The sequence below is a fragment of the Marinilabilia salmonicolor genome, assembly GCF_003003035.1.
GTDB lineage: Bacteria > Bacteroidota > Bacteroidia > Bacteroidales > Marinilabiliaceae > Marinilabilia > Marinilabilia salmonicolor_A.
In genome coordinates this window covers 28,698-46,177 of sequence record NZ_PVTS01000006.1, presented here as the reverse complement: position 1 = coordinate 46,177, position 17,480 = coordinate 28,698, and the positions used below count along the sequence as shown (strand labels likewise).

Sequence of the window (17,480 nt, the reverse complement as noted above, 5' to 3'; positions counted from 1 at the left end):
TACAAAAACTACATACGTTGGTTTGTCACTAAAGTTGACTTTTTTCCTTATCTTTTTTACAAAATGCCGAAAAAGTTATTTCACTGTCTTTGTTTTTTACATATAACCAGTAACAAAAAATATGTTCAGACAGGCTACTGATTATCCCTTATGAGCAAAATACTTAAAATTCCTGAAAACAGGAACAATATTTTTATTTTTGATAAAATTCAAGACGAAATTTTAAATCTGATTTGTTGACTTCGTCGATTATTTTAATCATTCTTTGCGGTTTTGGGGTTCTGCAAAACCAATGATTCCGGAAACTTTTGTCATCGTATTAAATTATTTGCCAATAAACCTGGCAAGGTTGTTTTTATTTCTATCCGATAAAAACTCCTTTCCCTCGGCTGTGTAAAGATAATCTATTTCATCAGAAAAATACTCTTCCACTTTTCGTCGAACTACTTTCATGGTGCTATTCAGGAGTTTATTGCTCTCTGTAAAGGGTTCGGGGAGAATAATGCTGGCTGCGGGAAGCCATCTTGCGGGGAATAGTTCCTCGAGTTTACCTCCCTTTTTGAATTCAGCCATCTGTTTCTGTATTTCCTGTAATATTTCCCGGTTTTTTTCTTCCTGAGACATATCATTGTCCAGCTCCTTTGCAAATTGGTTTACCTTTTCTGTGTTGGGAACAATTAGTCCGATGGTATATGGATTCTGATTGTTGTGCAAAACAAACTGGTCAATCAAAGGGCAGTGATCAATGATGGCCTCTTCTATGCCTTCAGGACTGTACTTTTCACCGTCAGAGCCAATCAGCAGACTCTTAAAGCGCCCCAGAACGTATAGGTATCCTTCGTTGTCGAGATAGCCCAAATCTCCTGTGAACAGCCAGCCCTCTTTTATGGTTTCGTTGGTAGCTTCCTGGTTTTTCCAATAACCAAGCATCACATTTTCTCCCTTTACAACAATTTCTCCTGAGGTTCCTGCCGGAAGTTTATTTTCTTCGGAGTCACATATTTTTACCTCCAGATTTTGGACGATTGGACCTGAAGAACCCAGTTTGTGATGGTTGGGGGTATTGGCAGAAATAATTGGGGCAGCTTCACTGAGTCCGTAACCTTGAAACATTGGAGTTCCCAAAGCATAGAAAAACCTTTGCAAGTCAATGTCCAGCAGTGCCCCTCCACCGATGAAGAACTGAAGATTTCCTCCAAAACGAACTCTGATGGTTTGAAAAAGAATTTTGTCGAACAATTTGTACAAGGGTGCGGTAAGTTTTTTGAGCCCCTTTCCTTTGTCATTTCCTTTCCCGTTGTACCAAATGGCAAATTTCATGGCAAAGTTAAAAAGTGTAGAGACTCCCTTTCCTTTGGCCGCAATTCCTTTTTCGATGTTTTTACGGAAATTCTTGGCCATGGCCGGAACACTCATCAAAACATGAGGCTGAATCTCCATGATGTTATTGGAGAAATTCTTCAATGTTTCAATCTGATTTCGTCCTGTTTCAACAGATGCAATGGAGGCTCCTTTATACATAAAGGCATAAAGGGCGGCAGTATGGGCAAAAGCATGATCCCAGGGAAGTACAACCAGCGTTCTGAAGTGAGCCGGAATGTCGATAAAACTAAAGGCCTGCTCCACATTGGCAGTGTAATTACGATGAGAAAGCATAATGCCCTTGGGTTGGGCTGTGGTGCCGGATGTGTAAGAAATGTTGGCTATATCATTGAAATGGACACTGTTTTTGATTTCCTCAACCTCCTGTCGGTGATTCTCCAGGTATTTTTTCCCTGATTCTACCAATTCGCTGTAGCGCAATTCTTTTTCCCGGACATCTTCAATGTCGTCTAAAACGATAATTTTTTCAAGGAAAGTAAGTTCATGAAGAATCTCACGAATTTTTGGGAGTTGGTTTCTGGAAACAAAAATCATTCTGGATTCAGAATGTTCCAACCTGAATATCAAATCCTGATCAGCTTCCAGTTTTGCACTTAACGGGACATTGATGGCTCCGCAATATAAAATGGCGAGTTCGGAAATAAGCCATTTATTCCGACCTTCGGATAGCAATGCCAGTCGATCTCCTTTTTTTATGCCCAGGTCAATTAATCCTGCTGCCAGATCCATGACCTGACTTCTTGTTTCTTTATAGGTGGTGGGTTGAAAACGTCCTTCGCTCTTTTCCCAAAGCAGCGGATTGTCCCCAAATTTATTTACTCTTTCTTCAAAATAGTCGATGATACTAACCATGGTCTTAAACTTTGTTAATGTACAAAAATAAAAAAATTGTTCAAACCTGATTAAAGGATAGCTTCAAACTCCTCATTGCAGGAATATGACCATCACGGAGAGCTGATTGTTATGAAAAAAAAGACCGGAATGTTAAAAACAAACCGGTCATTTTTTTATTCGACACCAAACTTAAAAACGGTGGTGTGACTATAAGGTTTTTCGGGGGTCACTATGCAGGATGGGAAAGATGGATGGTTGGGTGAGTCCGGAAAATACTGTGTTTCGAAGCACATGGCCGAAAAACGATCGAATTTTTTTTCTTTGTTTTCATAGCTTCCATCCAAATGGTAACCGGAATAAAACTGCATTCCGGGCATGGTAGTATATACCTCCATCAGCCTGCCTGAAATGCTATCTTTGGCTATTGCTGCTCGTCTTAAATCTCCTTCATTACCATTGATTACCAGGTTGTGATCGTAAGCATCTTTTGGCAGATGTTCCAGCCGTTCTCCTACTTTGTGGAATTCCTTGAAATCAAAGGGAGTCCCCTTGGTGGATATAATATCTCCTATGGGAACATCGTCTTTTCTCGGGGTGTAATCATCCGAAAAAATCATCACTTCATGATCCAGAATATTGTTGTCTGTTCCTGATAAATTAAAATAGCTGTGATTGGTCAGATTTACGGGAGTTGCAGCATCTGTTGATGCATCATAATCGATGATGAGTTCATTTTCATTACTTAAATAAAACCTGACTTCCACATCAAGATTTCCGGGGTATCCTTCATCATTATCCGGACTTTTCAGGCGCATAACCAATACCTGACCAGCATCTGTCTCTTCGATCTCCGTGCTCCATACTTTTGAATGGAATCCTGTAGGTCCTCCGTGAAGATGATGGTTGCCGTTGTTGATACGAAGTTTATACTTTTTTCCGTTAAGTTCAAAATGCCCTCTGGCGATTCTGTTGGCAAACCGACCGATGGTGGCGCCCAGAAATACACAATTGTCGAGATAGTCTTCGTCAATGTATTGCATTGGGTCATCAAAACCAAGTACAATGTTGGCGAGTTGACCGTTTTTATCTTTTGTCTCTATTCGGGTAATGGCCGCCCCTGCATTGGTGACGTGAATGGTTGTGCCCTCATCGTTTGTAATCTCAAACAATTTAACATCGTGTTTCCGGGCATTTTCGGATACATTAAGTTCTTTAATATTCATGTTGACTCTTTTAATTTTCTTTAAACAATTGTTTAAGCCTAATATGAAAACAGTATTTTTTATCTGATGAAACGAGCATGGCAAGGGATGTCACAAAAGACAATGTATAAATTCCTTGCATGCGAGTTCCATCCGACCTTGAAAAATTAATTTTATACGGATGAAACAAAAAAATGCACACCAGCTTTTATGTCAATAAATCAATCTCTTCCACATAGGATTATTCCTTTTAGTTCAGAAAATAGGCGACAACGGGAAGAAGTTTTCCTCCGGAAAATAAGTTTACCGGATGGCAATGTTTAAGAAATGACTAACATCTGTAAAAACAAAAGTAAACAAATTTTGCAATTTTGATGATGCAAAAGAAGTTAGCTTTTTAATACGTGTTTATTTTATTATTAATACAGGTTGAGAACAATTTCATATAATAATTCCCTTAAATGTGTTAATTTTGCAGCTTCAAAGTAAAAACTGCATAAAACTGAAAATCTCATGATCCTTTTCTTTCAGGGGGACAATCGACTGGTATTGGCAGTAGGTTGTAATAAAACCCTTTCTCAAGCCGATTTGGAAAAACTTACATGGCTTTTTGACGGAGCGCGTCTGATATCTGACAATAACCTGGATGGCTTTTTTATCGGCCCCAGACGGGAAATGATTACTCCCTGGAGTACCAATGCGGTGGAAATTACCCAGAATATGGGAATTGAAGGGATTGAGCGTATTGAGGAGTTCTTTGAAACGGACAACGAGCAGGCCGAATTCGATCCAATGCTTCAGGTTCGTTACAAAGGTCTGAATCAGGAGATTTTTCACATTAATAAAGAGCCTGAACCGATTGTTTTTATCGACGATATCGAAGCTTATAATCTAAAAGAGGGTTTGGCCTTAAATGAGGAAGAAATCGGATATCTGAATGGTTTGAGTGAGAGATTGGGGAGAAAGCTTACCGATAGTGAGGTTTTTGGGTTTTCGCAGGTGAATTCAGAGCATTGTCGTCATAAAATTTTTAACGGCACTTTTGTTATTGATGGAGAGGAGAAAGAGAGTTCTCTTTTTCAGTTGATAAAACGCACATCAAAAGAAAATCCAAATTACCTGGTTTCTGCCTATAAAGACAATGTGGCTTTTATTCAGGGGCCTGTTATGAAGCAGTTTGCTCCCGGTCGCCAGGATACCGCAGACTATTTTGTGGAGAAAGAGATCGAATCGGTTCTCTCATTGAAGGCGGAAACACATAACTTCCCTACAACAGTGGAGCCATTCAATGGTGCTGCTACCGGCTCCGGAGGTGAGATTCGTGACCGCCTGGGGGGAGGTAAAGGAAGTTTGCCTCTTGCCGGAACGGCGGTTTATATGACCAGCTATTCCAGATTGGAGAAGGGGCGTAAGTGGGAAGAGAATTTTAAGGCCCGTCCCTGGTTGTACCAAACACCTGAACAGATACTGATTAAAGCTTCCAACGGTGCCAGTGATTTTGGTAATAAATTTGGTCAACCCCTGATTTGCGGATCTGTTCTCACGTTTGAGCACTTCGAAAATCAGCAGAAATTTGCTTTTGATAAAGTGATAATGCTGGCGGGCGGAATTGGTTTTGCCAAAAAGTCCGACAGTCTGAAGAATACACCCGCTAAAGGAGATCGTGTGGTTGTTTTGGGTGGAGATAATTACCGGATTGGTATGGGTGGGGGAGCAGTTTCCTCGGTTGCTACCGGTGAATTTGCCAATGCCATTGAATTAAATGCGGTGCAACGCTCTAATCCGGAGATGCAGAAACGGACCATGAATGCTATCCGTGCTATGGTAGAGGGAGATGAAAATCCTATTATCTCGATTCATGATCATGGAGCGGGTGGTCACCTGAATTGTTTGTCAGAGCTGGTAGAGGAAACAGGTGGTACCATTCATCTGGATAAACTGCCTGTAGGTGACCCAACGCTCTCGGCGCGTGAAATAGTGGGGAATGAATCTCAGGAGAGAATGGGACTGGTACTTCATGAGAACCATGTGGAGATATTGAAGAGGGTGGCCGAGCGTGAACGTTCTCCGTTTTATGTAGTCGGAGAAACCACCGGAGATATGCAGTTTAAGTTCGAAGATAATAAAGGCAATGCTCCCATTGATCTTCAGCTTGCCGATATGTTTGGGAATCCTCCCAAAACGGTTATGAATGACGTCAGTGTGGATCGCAAATACCAAGAATTGCATTATTCTGCCGATGAGATTGATTCTTATCTTGAATCTGTACTTCAACTGGAGTCGGTTGCTTGTAAGGATTGGTTAACCAATAAGGTTGACCGCTCTGTGACAGGAAAAGTGGCCCGTCAGCAAACCATTGGAGAAATTCAATTGCCATTGAGTGATTTGGGAGCTACCGCCATCGATTATTCTGGTACTAAAGGGATGGCAACCTCTGTGGGGCATGCTCCGGGAATCGGACTCATTGATGCTGCCGCAGGTTCTGTTGTTTCTGTAGCCGAATCTTTAACCAATATTGTGTGGGCACCTCTTACTCATGGTATTGAAGGAATCAGCCTGAGTGCTAACTGGATGTGGCCATGCAGGAATAAAGGAGAAGATGCCAGACTTTATGATGCTGCCGAAGCAGTAAGCGATTTTGTTTGTGATCTGGGCATCAACATTCCCACAGGTAAGGACTCCCTCTCCATGACCCAGAAGTATCCAGACGGCGATGCTGTAATGTCGCCCGGTACAGTAATTATAAGTGCTGCAGCTGAAGTGGAGGATGTCCGCAGGATTGTTACTCCCTTGTTGAAGAAAGATGTTGATACGCATTTGTTGCACATCGATCTTTCGTTTGATGCGTTAAAACTTGGCGGAAGCAGCTTTGCCCAGATTATTAACAAGCTGGGTAATGAAGCTCCCACAGTTACCGATGCAACCTATTTTAAAAATGGATTTGAAACGATTCAGAAATTAATTCGGGAAGGCTTTGTGGTTGCCGGACATGATGTTTCTGCCGGGGGATTGGTAACTACACTCCTTGAAATGTGTTTTGCCAATAAAGACTTTGGAATAAGTGCCGATTTGTCCGAAATGGAAGAGAAGGATCCTGTGAAGTTGATGTTTAGTGAGAACCCCGCAGTCGTTATTCAGGTTGCTGAATTGGAGAAAGTTTCCTCTATTCTGGAAAAGGCAGGAGTTCAGTTTAGTGTTATCGGAAATCCCATACAGGAGCGTCGTCTGAAAGTAGCCACGGCCGATAAGGTTTTCGATTTTGATATTGATGAATTACGGGATGTCTGGTTCAGAACCTCTTATTTACTGGACAGAGACCAAAGTGGAGATCAAAAGGCGAAAGAGCGGTTTGAGAACTATAAGAATCAATCGCTTTCCTACCAGTTTCCTACGCATTTCAAAGGAACGGAGTCTTCTCTTGACCTGGAGAATCTTGAAAGAAAGGCTAAAGCTGCCATCATCCGGGAGAAGGGAGTTAACGGTGATCGGGAAATGGCATATTCACTTTACAAAGCAGGTTTTGCTGTAAAGGATGTTCATATGACTGACTTAATCAGTGGCCGTGAGACACTGGAAGATATTGATTATATCGTTTTCGTTGGTGGATTCTCCAACTCCGATGTTCTTGGTTCGGCCAAAGGATGGGCCGGTGCATTCCTATATAATGAAAAGGCCAAAAAAGCACTGGATAATTTCTATGCAAGACCAGATACATTGAGTCTTGGGATATGCAATGGTTGTCAGCTAATGGTTAATCTTGATCTGGTAAATCCTGAGCATGACCGGAAAGCCAAAATGCTTCACAACGATTCACATAAGTTTGAATCCATTTTCCTGAATATGAACATACAGGAAAATAATTCTGTAATGCTTAAATCTCTTGCCGGATCACGGATTGGGGTGTGGGTCGCTCATGGAGAAGGAAAATTTGATCTGCCGTTGGAGGAAAGTGCTTACCATATCCCCGGAAAGTATGCTTATGAAGCTTATCCGGCCAATCCCAATGGAAGTGATTACAATGCTGCTGCTATTTGTTCAGCTGATGGACGTCATCTGGCGATGATGCCGCACCTGGAAAGAGCTGTCTTTCCCTGGCAATGGGGATATTATCCTGAAGATCGTGCCGGCGACGAAGTAACTCCGTGGATGGAGGCCTTTGTGAATGCACGGAAATGGATTGAAGGGAAGAAATAGTTTTGAAAAGAGGCAAGGGAGCTACTTCTATATCCTGTAAATTAACGTGGGCTTTTACTCAGAAGTTTCTTTTCAATAGGTTAATGGATTGAGAGTGATAGCCTTGGGCAACGCCCCGGAAAGCTTCTAACAACTCTCCGTTCTCTCATTATTAGTCGCATCGCGACTAATAATGAGAGATGGCGTGAGAGATGGCTCAAACCTTTAAGGTATTGCCGTGGCAAGCTGCAATCAGGCATTCAGCTTGTTTATGACTTACGTGTCTAATAAATCATTCAGGTTAAAAGTAAACTTCTGCATGAATTTTTTCGGAGGAAACTCCCTGGGCCTCCAGAATATCATATACATCATGAATCATACTGCTGTTTCCGCATAAATAGCAACGGGTTTCGGCATCAACAGGGTGTTCCTCCAGCCAGGTGGTAACCCGGCCAAAATAGGAGTTGTCACTTTTTTGTCTTGATGTGCAGGAAATATACCGGGATGGTTCATAAAAATCAGCTTCGTATTTTTCTGAATTATCCCTAATGCCATGTAACAGGGTATAATTTAAGTCAGGATGGGATTTTATAAAGCTGTGGAATGGCGAGATTCCCGTTCCACTGGCAATGAAGAGCAATTTTTCACCGGGAACTTTTTTCACGGGTAGTGAAAAATATCCGACAGGCTCCTCAACAACCAACATATTGCCCGGTTGCTGCTTCTTTAATACCGGAGAGATGAAGCCATCGGTTACCTCTTTTACCAGGATTTCCAGAAAATCATCATTTTCACCGCTGTAAATGGAATATTCCCTGGTGTGAATACTGTTGGCCGGTCCTACATTTATGTGTTGTCCGGCTTTAAATTTCAAATTGTTTTTCTCAAGTTTTACTACAAATGTGGAATCGTTCAGATGACGCATTTCCAGGATTTCATGCAATTTGGTGGAAATTTTGTTTGCTTCAGATACTTCATTCATGATGCTGAATATATTTAAATATTTTTCGGTTAATAATCATCAGATCTCCCTTAATATGGGGTTTTTCTGCTTTTTGTGTTTGGTCAGGTGATAGGTAAAACAGATCTGATAAAGCTGCTCCGTGATAGAAACCATAGAACCATTAAAAGGTTTAATATATAAGGAGGAAAAAATCCGAAATCCGAAATAGAAACAATATTCGGTATTATTTTCTTGGAACACTTCAACAAAATATCTATATTTTAGTTTTTCTTATTGTCTGCTAAATGTAGAATCCATGATATATTCCAAATACAGGTCCAAAGAGTTGAGCTGGCTCTTTTTCAACGGCAGGGTGCTTCAGGAAGCTTCTAAGAAGGAAGTTCCTCTTATTGAGCGTATTAAATTTCTGGGTATTTACTCCAATAATCTGGATGAATATTTCAGGGTTCGCGTGGCACTGTTAAAAAGACTTGTCCAGCTGCGGAAAGATTCCGAAATAGATGGCACTTCCCCTTTGGAGACACTGAGGGAGGTTAACCGGGTTGTTCGTCAGCAGGGGCTTGAATTTGGGAAAATTTACGAGCAGATTATCCATGAACTGGAGGACCACAACGTTTATATGCTCGATGAGAAATCCCTGAATCAAAAGCAGGGTGAATATGTACGCCGGGTCTTTGAACATAAAGTCAGGCCTAAACTGATGCCGATAATTATTTCAAAACGCAGACCTTTGCCTGATCTGGAGGATGATGCCATATATCTTGGTGTGATTCTTCGTAAACATAAGACAGGAAAATCAATCTATGCTTTGCTTGAACTTCCTGTGGATGCATTGGGGCGCTTTTTTATTGTACCCTCTAATGAGAGAACCACCAGCATGCTTTTGCTTGATGATGTTATTCGGTTTGAGCTGAAGGATATCTTTTATATGTTTGATTTTGATGAAATCGGTGCTTATACATTTAAGTTGACTCGCGATGCGGAATTGGATATCGATGATGACATTTCCGAAAGTTATGTGAGTGCTATTGCTCAAAGTCTGGAACGCAGGAAGGATGCTCCCCCGGTTCGTTTTGTTTATGATCGGGAAATGCCGGAAGATTTACTTGAGATACTGCTCCGAAAGTTACATTTCTCCAAGGATGATACCATCATTCAGGGTGGACGTTACCATAATTTTAAAGATTTTATGGACTTCCCTAAAATTGGAGGTGCCGATATGGTTTATGAGCCACTTCCACCTATCAGGCATGAATATTATCCCAACGGTCAATCGGTATTTCCTGTATTGCACCAACGTGATATTCTGTTGCATTTTCCGTACCATTCATTTCTGCACTTTATTGATTTTCTTCGGGAAGCAAGTATTGATCCACTGGTTCAGGATATGAAAATTACCATTTATCGGGTGGCAAAGCATTCTAATGTGATGGATGCGCTGATTAATGCCGCTCATAATGGTAAAAGAGTTACTGTGGTAATGGAGTTGCAGGCTCGCTTTGATGAGGCACACAACATTAAATGGGCCAATAAACTGGCCGATGCCGGTATTAAGGTCATATACGGAGTCAAAGGACTTAAGGTGCATTCAAAGCTTTGTTATCTTACCCGAAAGGAAAAAGGGAAATTGAAGCGTTATGCTTGTGTTGGAACCGGCAATTTTAATGAGGATTCCGCCCGGGTCTTTAGTGACCATTTGCTGATGACAGCCCACGAAGGCATTGCCAGGGAGGTTGGATCAGTTTTTGAATTTTTTGATAAGAACTACCGAATAGCGCGTTACAGTCATTTGTGGGTTTCCCCTTTTTACCTGAGGAAAAGAATCAATGAATTAATTAATAAAGAGATAAAAGTTGTCAAGCAGGGCGGAGAGGGACGGATTTGGTTAAAGATGAATAATCTTGCGGATTACAAAATCATCAAAAAATTGTATGAGGCCCATAGGGCAGGAGTTGATGTTCGTTTGAATGTGCGGGGAATGTTTTCCCTGATTCCAGATTATGACAATAATGGAACTCCGATACCTTGTATTGGCTTGATAGACAGGCTTCTTGAGCATAGTCGTTTTTATATTTTCGGAACGGGGGAGCGTCAACGTATTTATATCGCTTCTGCTGATTTGATGTCACGCAACCTGGATCGACGGGTTGAAGTTGCATGCCCCGTTTATGATGAAAACCTTAAAAATGAATTATTAAATATGTTTCTCGTTCAGTGGAAAGATACCAGTGCTGCCCGTATTCTTGATAATGACTTGTCCAACAGATTAAACAAACCTGCTGATGGAGAAAAACCCTTCCGTTCACAGATTGAGTTTTACAATTATCTGAATCGTATCAACCAGGAGGTGGGAGATGAAGCCGGAACAAATTAATAAAAAGTCCCGGAAAGCTGATATTTGTGGTTTTTTGATGCTGCTTCGTTGTTTAAATTTGTATTCATTAAGGTTGCAGTTCTGATTAGAGCAATCTCTGCTTTATCATCTGTTTAATTTAAGTGAGAATACTCATGGGTTTTCTTACAAACATTAATTGATGTTTTTCATTTTTTTAAATTCAATTTCATGGGAATGAAGACTATGCGTGCACTTGTAAAAGCCAAGCCTGAAAAAGGTATCTGGATGAAAGAGGTTCCGGTGCCGGTGCCCGGTCATAACGATGTGATTATCAATGTAACCAAAACTGCTATCTGTGGAACCGATCTGCACATTTATAAGTGGGATGAATGGGCTCAGAAAACGATAAAAACTCCGATGATCATTGGTCATGAATATGTTGGTTATGTTGCTGCCGTAGGATCGGAAGTGACCAATGTTAAAGAGGGTGACCGGGTTACCGGTGAAGGACATATTGCCTGCGGACATTGTCGAAACTGTCGCCGCGGCCGTCAGCATATTTGTGAAAGGACTGTTGGCATTGGGGTTAACATAGACGGAGCATTTGCCGAATATGTTAAAGTTCCTTCCAACAATGTGATGAAGATTAATCCGCAAATCCCTGACGAAATTGTTGCCATAATGGATCCTTTCGGGAATGCTACCCATACCGCGCTGTCGTTCCCATTGATTGGGGAGGATGTCCTGGTTACAGGAGCCGGACTTATCGGAAGTATGTGTGTGGCTATTGCAAAATTTGCCGGTGCACGTTATGTGGTTGCCACTGAAATGAATGAGTTCAGAGCGGATCTTGCCCGAAAGATGGGTGCAACAAAAGTAGTCAACCCCAAAGAGGAAAATCTTTCGGACGTGATTAGCGATTTGGGAATGATTGGTTTTGATATAGGCTTGGAGTGCTCAGGATCGGAAGCTGCATTTAATCAGATGCTTGCCCATATGTATAATTCCGGAAAGATTTCCTTACTTGGTATTTTACCTCCTTCAACTGTGGTGGATTGGAATACCATTATATTTAAAGGACTCATGCTGAAAGGTATTTACGGGCGCGAGATGTTTGAAACATGGTATCACATGGAACAGATGCTGATGTCCGGACTGGATTTATCTCCTATGATTACGCACCGGTTTTCTGTTGATGACTACCAAAAAGGGTTTGATATTATGGAGGCCGGTAACTGCGGAAAAGTGATCCTGAATTGGGACTAAGAATATAGCATCAAACAAAAAAGACGCACAAGTATGCGTCTTTTTTGTTTTGTATCTGTAAAGATTATTTGATGGTCCAGATAGCTCCCAGTACCATGCCGGCAATGGTGCTATTCCACGGATTACTTGTAATGGGGCAAGTACCTCCGTTGCATCCGATAAAATAATAATATCCATATCCCAACGCAGCTCCCACAACTAATCCGAGACTTATTTTCAAGAGTCGCGGTATTTTTTTTGTTTCTTTGTTCTCCATTTCTTTTTGTTTTGCATATTATTTGCTATCACAAAAGTAATTAAAATAAGATGTATTTAAAAATATAGATAATTAAAAGTATTCCTGATGAAGTGGAGGCTGTTTTTCGGAATTTCTGTTTTGCTATTTTTATTGTTTTCCTCTTTTGGTTTTGGTCAGACCAACCACGCTCTGGATGACAACTGGGAGGCTTTGATAAAGGCTGATGATAATGAAAAAGATTACCGGTTTGGCTCATTTCTGAATTTTCTGGAACAGGGTCTCCTTCAGGAGGATAATACTTTCGGTGAAGGCAATTTCCCTGAGGATTGGGCGGTGGTTGATTTATTGTCAGGTAGTTTGTCGGCCTGCGCGGCGCTTGTGGACTTTGAAATGCGTCCCGACAGACTGATCTACTGTTTTGTGGATAATGAAAAGAAAGTGGCCGTTGTAAACTATAAGGAGGTTGAATCGGAAACAGAAGAGATTGATCTGATCATTGAATCGGAAAGTTTTGGTGATCTGAATTCCGTAAAGATTTTTGATGATAAAAGAAAACTTCTGGATATACCTGACTTGAAATCTGTATTCATTTTGAAGAGAATCCGTGAAAGCAGAGGGGTAAACACGGTTTTTAATCAGGCAGACTCTCTGAGGATAAGAATGGATCTATTGATGAAGAACCCAGAGCTTTTCAATCATGATTTTTTAGATTTACAGGGGGTATCGACATTGATTTCGTCTGATGAACAGCTTAAACTTGTTACCTGGAATGTTGAGGAACTGAACGGGGATCATCACCTTTATGGACTTGTGGCAGTGCGGGTTGAAGACAGGATACGTGTTTTCAATCTTCAGGATAAAAGTGATGAAATAGCTTCACCGGAATATGCGGGACTCAGCCCTGAGAAATGGTTTGGTGCAGTCTATTATAAGGTAATTACGGAGAAATACCGAGGAGATACTTTTTATACTTTGTTGGGATATAACGGAAATGATGCTTTTTCGAGGCTTCGTGTGGTTGATGTTATCACTTTGGGCAGTAGCGGACGTCCTCGTTTTGGAGCGTTAATATTTGATGATCATGGCAGGACAAAAAGGCGTCTTATTTATGAATACAGCAATAAAGCTAATATGATGTTGCGATTTGATGACAGATCAGAGCGCATTGTGATGGATCATCTCGCTCCGATGGAGCCTATGTATGAAGGCGATTATAGCTATTATGGCCCCGATTTTTCCTACGATGTGCTGAATTGGGAAAAAGGGAAATGGGTGCTGGAGAAAAATGTGGAACTTCGAAACCGTTAGGTAGTGTTTGTCCATAAAGTACCATTTACTGCGTTACGCTTGCCCGAAAATTCCTCATTTACTTAAGTAAACTACGTATTTTCTGGCTTGCGCCACCGCAAAAGCTTTAGGGGACACGCGGTCGCAAGCCTTATATCTGGCACTTTCCTGAAAAACACATGACCAGAAACAAATTTTGCTTAGTTTATGGACAGACTCTGGTTAGCTTGTAAATCTCTCAAATTAATGTAATTTTGCAACTGATGTAACAGGTGCTTTATGTGCCTAACAGGGAATCCGGTTAAAGTCCGGAGCTGTACCCGCAGCTGTAAGCTCTTTTTTTGAGATTGAATAAACTGATGCCACTGGAAGTAATTACCAATTATCAATTACCAATAATCAATTGATAACTGATCATTGATCATTTTTTTCCGGGAAGGCTATTCAATCCTGAGCAAGCCAGAAGACCTGCCTGTGCATTTTATTTTTAACCAAGAAAAGCTTTCGGGAGAAAAAGTGATGGTATTAAGATCTTTCCTGGGCGCATTGGCGCTTTCTTTGTTTTTTGCCGGATGTCAGTCGGGCACAGAAAAAAATCCTGTGGAAGAATTATTTGGTTCGCAGCAGCCCGATTCGGTTTACACCCCTTCGTATGCAAAAGGTTTTTCAATTGCTTATTTTGATGATCTGAAACTGGTACATGTTGCCGACCCCTGGGACAGCACTGCTGTTGGGGATTATGTGCTGGTAGGTGATGAGCAGACTGCTGATCGATACAAAAATTCAGAAATACCGTTTGTCGAATATCCCGTAAAGAGCTGGGGTGCTTTTTCTTCTACCCAGGTGGTTTTTGCGGAGAAGATCGGTGAATTAGAATCCCTGAAGTGTGTTGCAGAGCCGCATTATATCTCCAATACCTTTGTTCAGCAGCAACTTCAGAAAGGCCATATCCGGGATGTGGGACTTGCCAGTGCTGCTGATGTGGAAGTGTTGTTGGCTTCTGCGCCTCAGTTTGTTTTTGTTTCTCCTTTTAAGGATAACCGGTATGGAACACTCAAAGAGGCAGGACTGTTGTTGATTAATGATTGTGGTTATCTGGAAACCACCCCGCTGGGAAGAGCAGAATGGATGGTCTTTTTCGGTGCTTTTTTTGATCAGGAAGAAAAGGCTGCCGGACTCTTTTCCGAGATTGCTTCAAGCTATAATTCCATCAGAAAAGAGGTGGAAAACTCGACATCCACACCCTCTGTCTTAACCGGAACCCTTTTCAATGATGTCTGGTATATTCCTGCAGGAGACAGTTATATGGCTGCCTACTTTAAAGATGCAGGCACAAAATATGCTTATGGTGACAAATCGGGAACAGGTTCTTTGGCGCTTGACTTTGAAACCGTATTTAATGATTTCAGGAAAAGCGATTACTGGTTGATTACAGTTAATCATGATGGCCGTTTTACCAAAGAAGACTTTCTGCAAATGGATGACCGGTATGGCGATTTTGAGGCTTTTCAGGGTAATCAGGTGGTATTTTCCAATACTGCTTATTCAATGTTTTTTGAACGTGGAATTGTAGAGCCTGATGTTGTATTAAAAGATTTGGTGGCTTGTTTTCATCCGGAAATATATCCTGATTACGAGCTTGTTTATTTTGAATTTTTGAACGAGTAGCCGGATGCAACAGTTTCTTGAGAAATATTTATCCGGCAGACAGTTGACTGTATTTTGGTTGAGTGGTTTGGCTGTTTTGTCACTAACACTCTTTGTACTTAACCTGATTCTGGGGTCTGTAAATATTCCGTTTTGGTCAGTTATTCAGGCCCTGGCAGGAGACACGCAGATGGATTACAGCTGGCGCCTGATTGTTCTGAAAAGTCGCCTTCCACAGGCGATAACTGCGATATTGGCAGGAGCAGGGCTTGCCGTTGGAGGTCTTCAGATGCAAACATTGTTTCGCAATCCACTTGCAGGCCCGTCTATATTAGGAATTAGTTCGGGAGCCGGCCTGGGTGTTGCACTGGTTTTACTGGTAGCCGGAAAAATAGGCGGGGTGGCCCTTAGTCACCTTGGGTTTACCGGTCATTTGTCCGTGGCTTTGGCTGCCTTTGCTGGTGCTTCATTGGTGCTGACCATGGTGTTGTTTTTGTCCAGACATCTGAAAGATAATGCCATGTTGTTGATTGTGGGTATTATGGTGGGATATGCGGCCTCAGCACTTGTGGGAATCCTCAAGTTTTACAGTATGAAAGAGGATGTGCATGCTTATGTAATTTGGGGTTTGGGAAGCTTTTCCACGGTTTCCTGGTCACAAATGGGTGTTTTGTTTCCGGTGGTTACCTTGGGTCTGCTTGGTTCCTTTTTCCTTGTTAAGCCGCTGAACGTGATGTTGCTGGGAGAACAATATGCCGGTAATCTTGGGATTAATATTTCCCTTTCCCGGCTATTGATTATTCTGTGTACAGGTTTGCTGACTGCAACCATAACCGCTTTTTGCGGGCCGATTGCTTTTTTGGGGCTGGCGGTACCACATCTGACCAAGGGATTGTTTCGCACATCTGATCATAAAGTATTGATCCCTGCGGTAATCCTTGCCGGAATTGCCGTTGCACTCTTCTCAAATCTGATTGCACGCTTGCCTGGATTTGACGGGGCGTTGCCCATCAATGCAGTAACCAGTATGATTGGTGCTCCGGTTGTAATTTGGGTAATATTAAAAGGTAAGAACTTAAGAACCCCTGGGGTTTAAGCAAAGGAGTCATTATGCAGGAGGAAAAGAAATCATTAATTGAGACCAGAGACCTTTCGATTGGATACCATCATCCAAGACATGGGCAGAAAGTGCTGCATTCTAATATCTGTGTGAAGCTTGAGGCTGGTGAGTTTGCTTGTGTGCTTGGACCAAATGGTTCGGGTAAATCCACTTTATTGCAAACACTTTGTGGATTTTTACCCCGTTTGTCCGGTGAGGTTTGTATCGCCGGAAATCAGATCGACAAGGTTTCCAATCGGCAAATGTCATTGCTGGCGAGTGTGGTACTGACAGAGCGGGTTACTGTTTCCAATATGACGGTTTCCGACCTGGTTTCTTTGGGACGGACACCTTATACAGGTTTTTTTGGTCGTCTGAAAAGCAGGGATCAGGAATTGGTAAGCGAAGCGATCCGATCCGTCGGGTTGGAAGGTTTTGAAGAACGACTCATTACCAATATGAGTGACGGGGAGCGTCAAAAGGCGATGATTGCGAAAGCACTGGTGCAGGAAACACCGCTGATTGTTTTGGATGAACCCACTGCTTTTCTGGATCTGCCCAGTCGCATTGAAATCATGCATCTGTTGCGCAAACTGGCACATCAGCATAATAAAGCCATTCTTTTATCTACCCACGATCTGGATCTGGCTCTCCAAATGGCGGATAAGGTATGGTTACTGGCTGAAGGTCGAAAAATGGAAACCGGAACTCCTGAAGATCTGGTGCTGACCAACGAGTTCCGCCGATTTTTTGAAAGGGAGGGCATTCTTTTCGATAACGATACAGGTCAGTTTACTGTGGAGAAACAAAAAGTTAAAACCATTCGGATTGTCGGTAAGGGGATAGAATACAAATGGGTAAGCCGGGCGCTTGCCCGCCGTGGCTTTGCTGCTTCTGATGAGCCGTTTAGCGGATTTCAGGTGGAGGTAAAATCCGACGGAAAACGCGAGTACCTGTTGACCTGTCCCGACGGCAAAATTCAAAAACTCCGTACCATTGAAGATTTGCTGACACAACTGGAATATGAGGAAGCTACGTTGCTGACAGAATAG

11 protein-coding genes and 1 riboswitch are annotated in these 17,480 nt (G+C 42.0%); of the genes, 7 read left to right on the top strand and 4 right to left on the bottom strand.

Annotation, left to right across the window (positions count from 1 at the left end):
* Positions 1–324: 324 nt before the first annotated feature.
* Both BY457_RS07555 and BY457_RS07550 read right to left on the bottom strand, forming a co-directional pair.
* Positions 325–2,235: an AMP-dependent synthetase/ligase gene (locus tag BY457_RS07555; RefSeq protein WP_106152731.1), complete on the bottom strand. Its 1,911-nt coding sequence runs from the start codon at positions 2,233–2,235 to the stop codon at positions 325–327.
* Between the two features lie 155 nt (positions 2,236–2,390).
* Positions 2,391–3,440, bottom strand: coding sequence for an aldose epimerase family protein (locus BY457_RS07550; protein ID WP_106152730.1), 1,050 nt, complete (start codon positions 3,438–3,440; stop codon positions 2,391–2,393).
* Between the two features lie 492 nt (positions 3,441–3,932).
* Between BY457_RS07550 and purL the strand changes: the two genes are divergently transcribed.
* Positions 3,933–7,613, top strand: a complete 3,681-nt coding sequence (gene purL, locus BY457_RS07545) for a phosphoribosylformylglycinamidine synthase (protein ID WP_106152729.1) — start codon at positions 3,933–3,935, stop codon at positions 7,611–7,613.
* Between the two features lie 280 nt (positions 7,614–7,893).
* On the opposite strand, the gene BY457_RS07540 is transcribed toward purL, so the two are convergent.
* Complete coding sequence (locus BY457_RS07540; RefSeq protein WP_106152728.1) at positions 7,894–8,574, bottom strand: ferredoxin--NADP reductase; 681 nt, start codon at positions 8,572–8,574, stop codon at positions 7,894–7,896.
* A gap of 277 nt (positions 8,575–8,851) precedes the next feature.
* Here BY457_RS07540 and ppk1 point away from each other — a divergent pair, with 277 nt between their 5' ends.
* Positions 8,852–10,930: a polyphosphate kinase 1 gene (ppk1, locus tag BY457_RS07530; RefSeq protein WP_106152726.1), complete on the top strand. Its 2,079-nt coding sequence runs from the start codon at positions 8,852–8,854 to the stop codon at positions 10,928–10,930.
* 189 nt (positions 10,931–11,119) lie between these two features.
* On the top strand, positions 11,120–12,157 hold the full coding sequence (tdh, locus tag BY457_RS07525) for an L-threonine 3-dehydrogenase (RefSeq protein ID WP_258176656.1): 1,038 nt from the start codon (positions 11,120–11,122) through the stop codon (positions 12,155–12,157).
* Positions 12,158–12,221: 64 nt separating this feature from the next.
* Here tdh and BY457_RS07520 read toward each other — a convergent pair whose 3' ends face one another.
* On the bottom strand, positions 12,222–12,413 hold the full coding sequence (locus tag BY457_RS07520) for a DUF6132 family protein (RefSeq protein ID WP_106152725.1): 192 nt from the start codon (positions 12,411–12,413) through the stop codon (positions 12,222–12,224).
* Positions 12,414–12,500: 87 nt separating this feature from the next.
* On the opposite strand from BY457_RS07520, the gene BY457_RS07515 reads away from it, so the two are divergent.
* The 4 genes from BY457_RS07515 (at position 12,501) to BY457_RS07500 (ending at position 17,480) form a co-directional block, all read left to right on the top strand.
* Complete coding sequence (locus BY457_RS07515) at positions 12,501–13,703, top strand: hypothetical protein (RefSeq protein WP_106152724.1); 1,203 nt, start codon at positions 12,501–12,503, stop codon at positions 13,701–13,703.
* A gap of 232 nt (positions 13,704–13,935) precedes the next feature.
* Positions 13,936–14,172: riboswitch (cobalamin riboswitch) on the top strand.
* Positions 14,157–15,350, top strand: a complete 1,194-nt coding sequence (locus BY457_RS07510) for an ABC transporter substrate-binding protein (RefSeq protein WP_258176655.1) — start codon at positions 14,157–14,159, stop codon at positions 15,348–15,350. It overlaps the preceding riboswitch by 16 nt.
* 4 nt (positions 15,351–15,354) lie before the next feature.
* On the top strand, positions 15,355–16,425 hold the full coding sequence (locus BY457_RS07505; RefSeq protein ID WP_106152722.1) for an iron ABC transporter permease: 1,071 nt from the start codon (positions 15,355–15,357) through the stop codon (positions 16,423–16,425).
* A 14-nt stretch (positions 16,426–16,439) separates the two neighbouring features.
* A complete protein-coding gene (locus BY457_RS07500; protein WP_106152721.1) occupies positions 16,440–17,480 on the top strand; it encodes an ABC transporter ATP-binding protein in 1,041 nt (346 codons plus the stop codon).

Excerpts from the sequence above, each read along its gene's own strand:
- BY457_RS07555 (WP_106152731.1), bottom strand. The coding sequence starts at position 2,235 with ATGGTTAGTATCATCGACTATTTTGAAGAAAGAGTAAATAAATTTGGG.
- BY457_RS07550 (WP_106152730.1), bottom strand. The coding sequence starts at position 3,440 with ATGAATATTAAAGAACTTAATGTATCCGAAAATGCCCGGAAACACGAT.
- purL (WP_106152729.1), top strand. The coding sequence starts at position 3,933 with ATGATCCTTTTCTTTCAGGGGGACAATCGACTGGTATTGGCAGTAGGT.
- BY457_RS07540 (WP_106152728.1), bottom strand. The coding sequence starts at position 8,574 with ATGAATGAAGTATCTGAAGCAAACAAAATTTCCACCAAATTGCATGAA.
- ppk1 (WP_106152726.1), top strand. The coding sequence starts at position 8,852 with ATGATATATTCCAAATACAGGTCCAAAGAGTTGAGCTGGCTCTTTTTC.
- tdh (WP_258176656.1), top strand. The coding sequence starts at position 11,120 with ATGGGAATGAAGACTATGCGTGCACTTGTAAAAGCCAAGCCTGAAAAA.
- BY457_RS07520 (WP_106152725.1), bottom strand. The coding sequence starts at position 12,413 with ATGGAGAACAAAGAAACAAAAAAAATACCGCGACTCTTGAAAATAAGT.
- BY457_RS07515 (WP_106152724.1), top strand. The coding sequence starts at position 12,501 with ATGAAGTGGAGGCTGTTTTTCGGAATTTCTGTTTTGCTATTTTTATTG.
- BY457_RS07505 (WP_106152722.1), top strand. The coding sequence starts at position 15,355 with ATGCAACAGTTTCTTGAGAAATATTTATCCGGCAGACAGTTGACTGTA.
- BY457_RS07500 (WP_106152721.1), top strand. The coding sequence starts at position 16,440 with ATGCAGGAGGAAAAGAAATCATTAATTGAGACCAGAGACCTTTCGATT.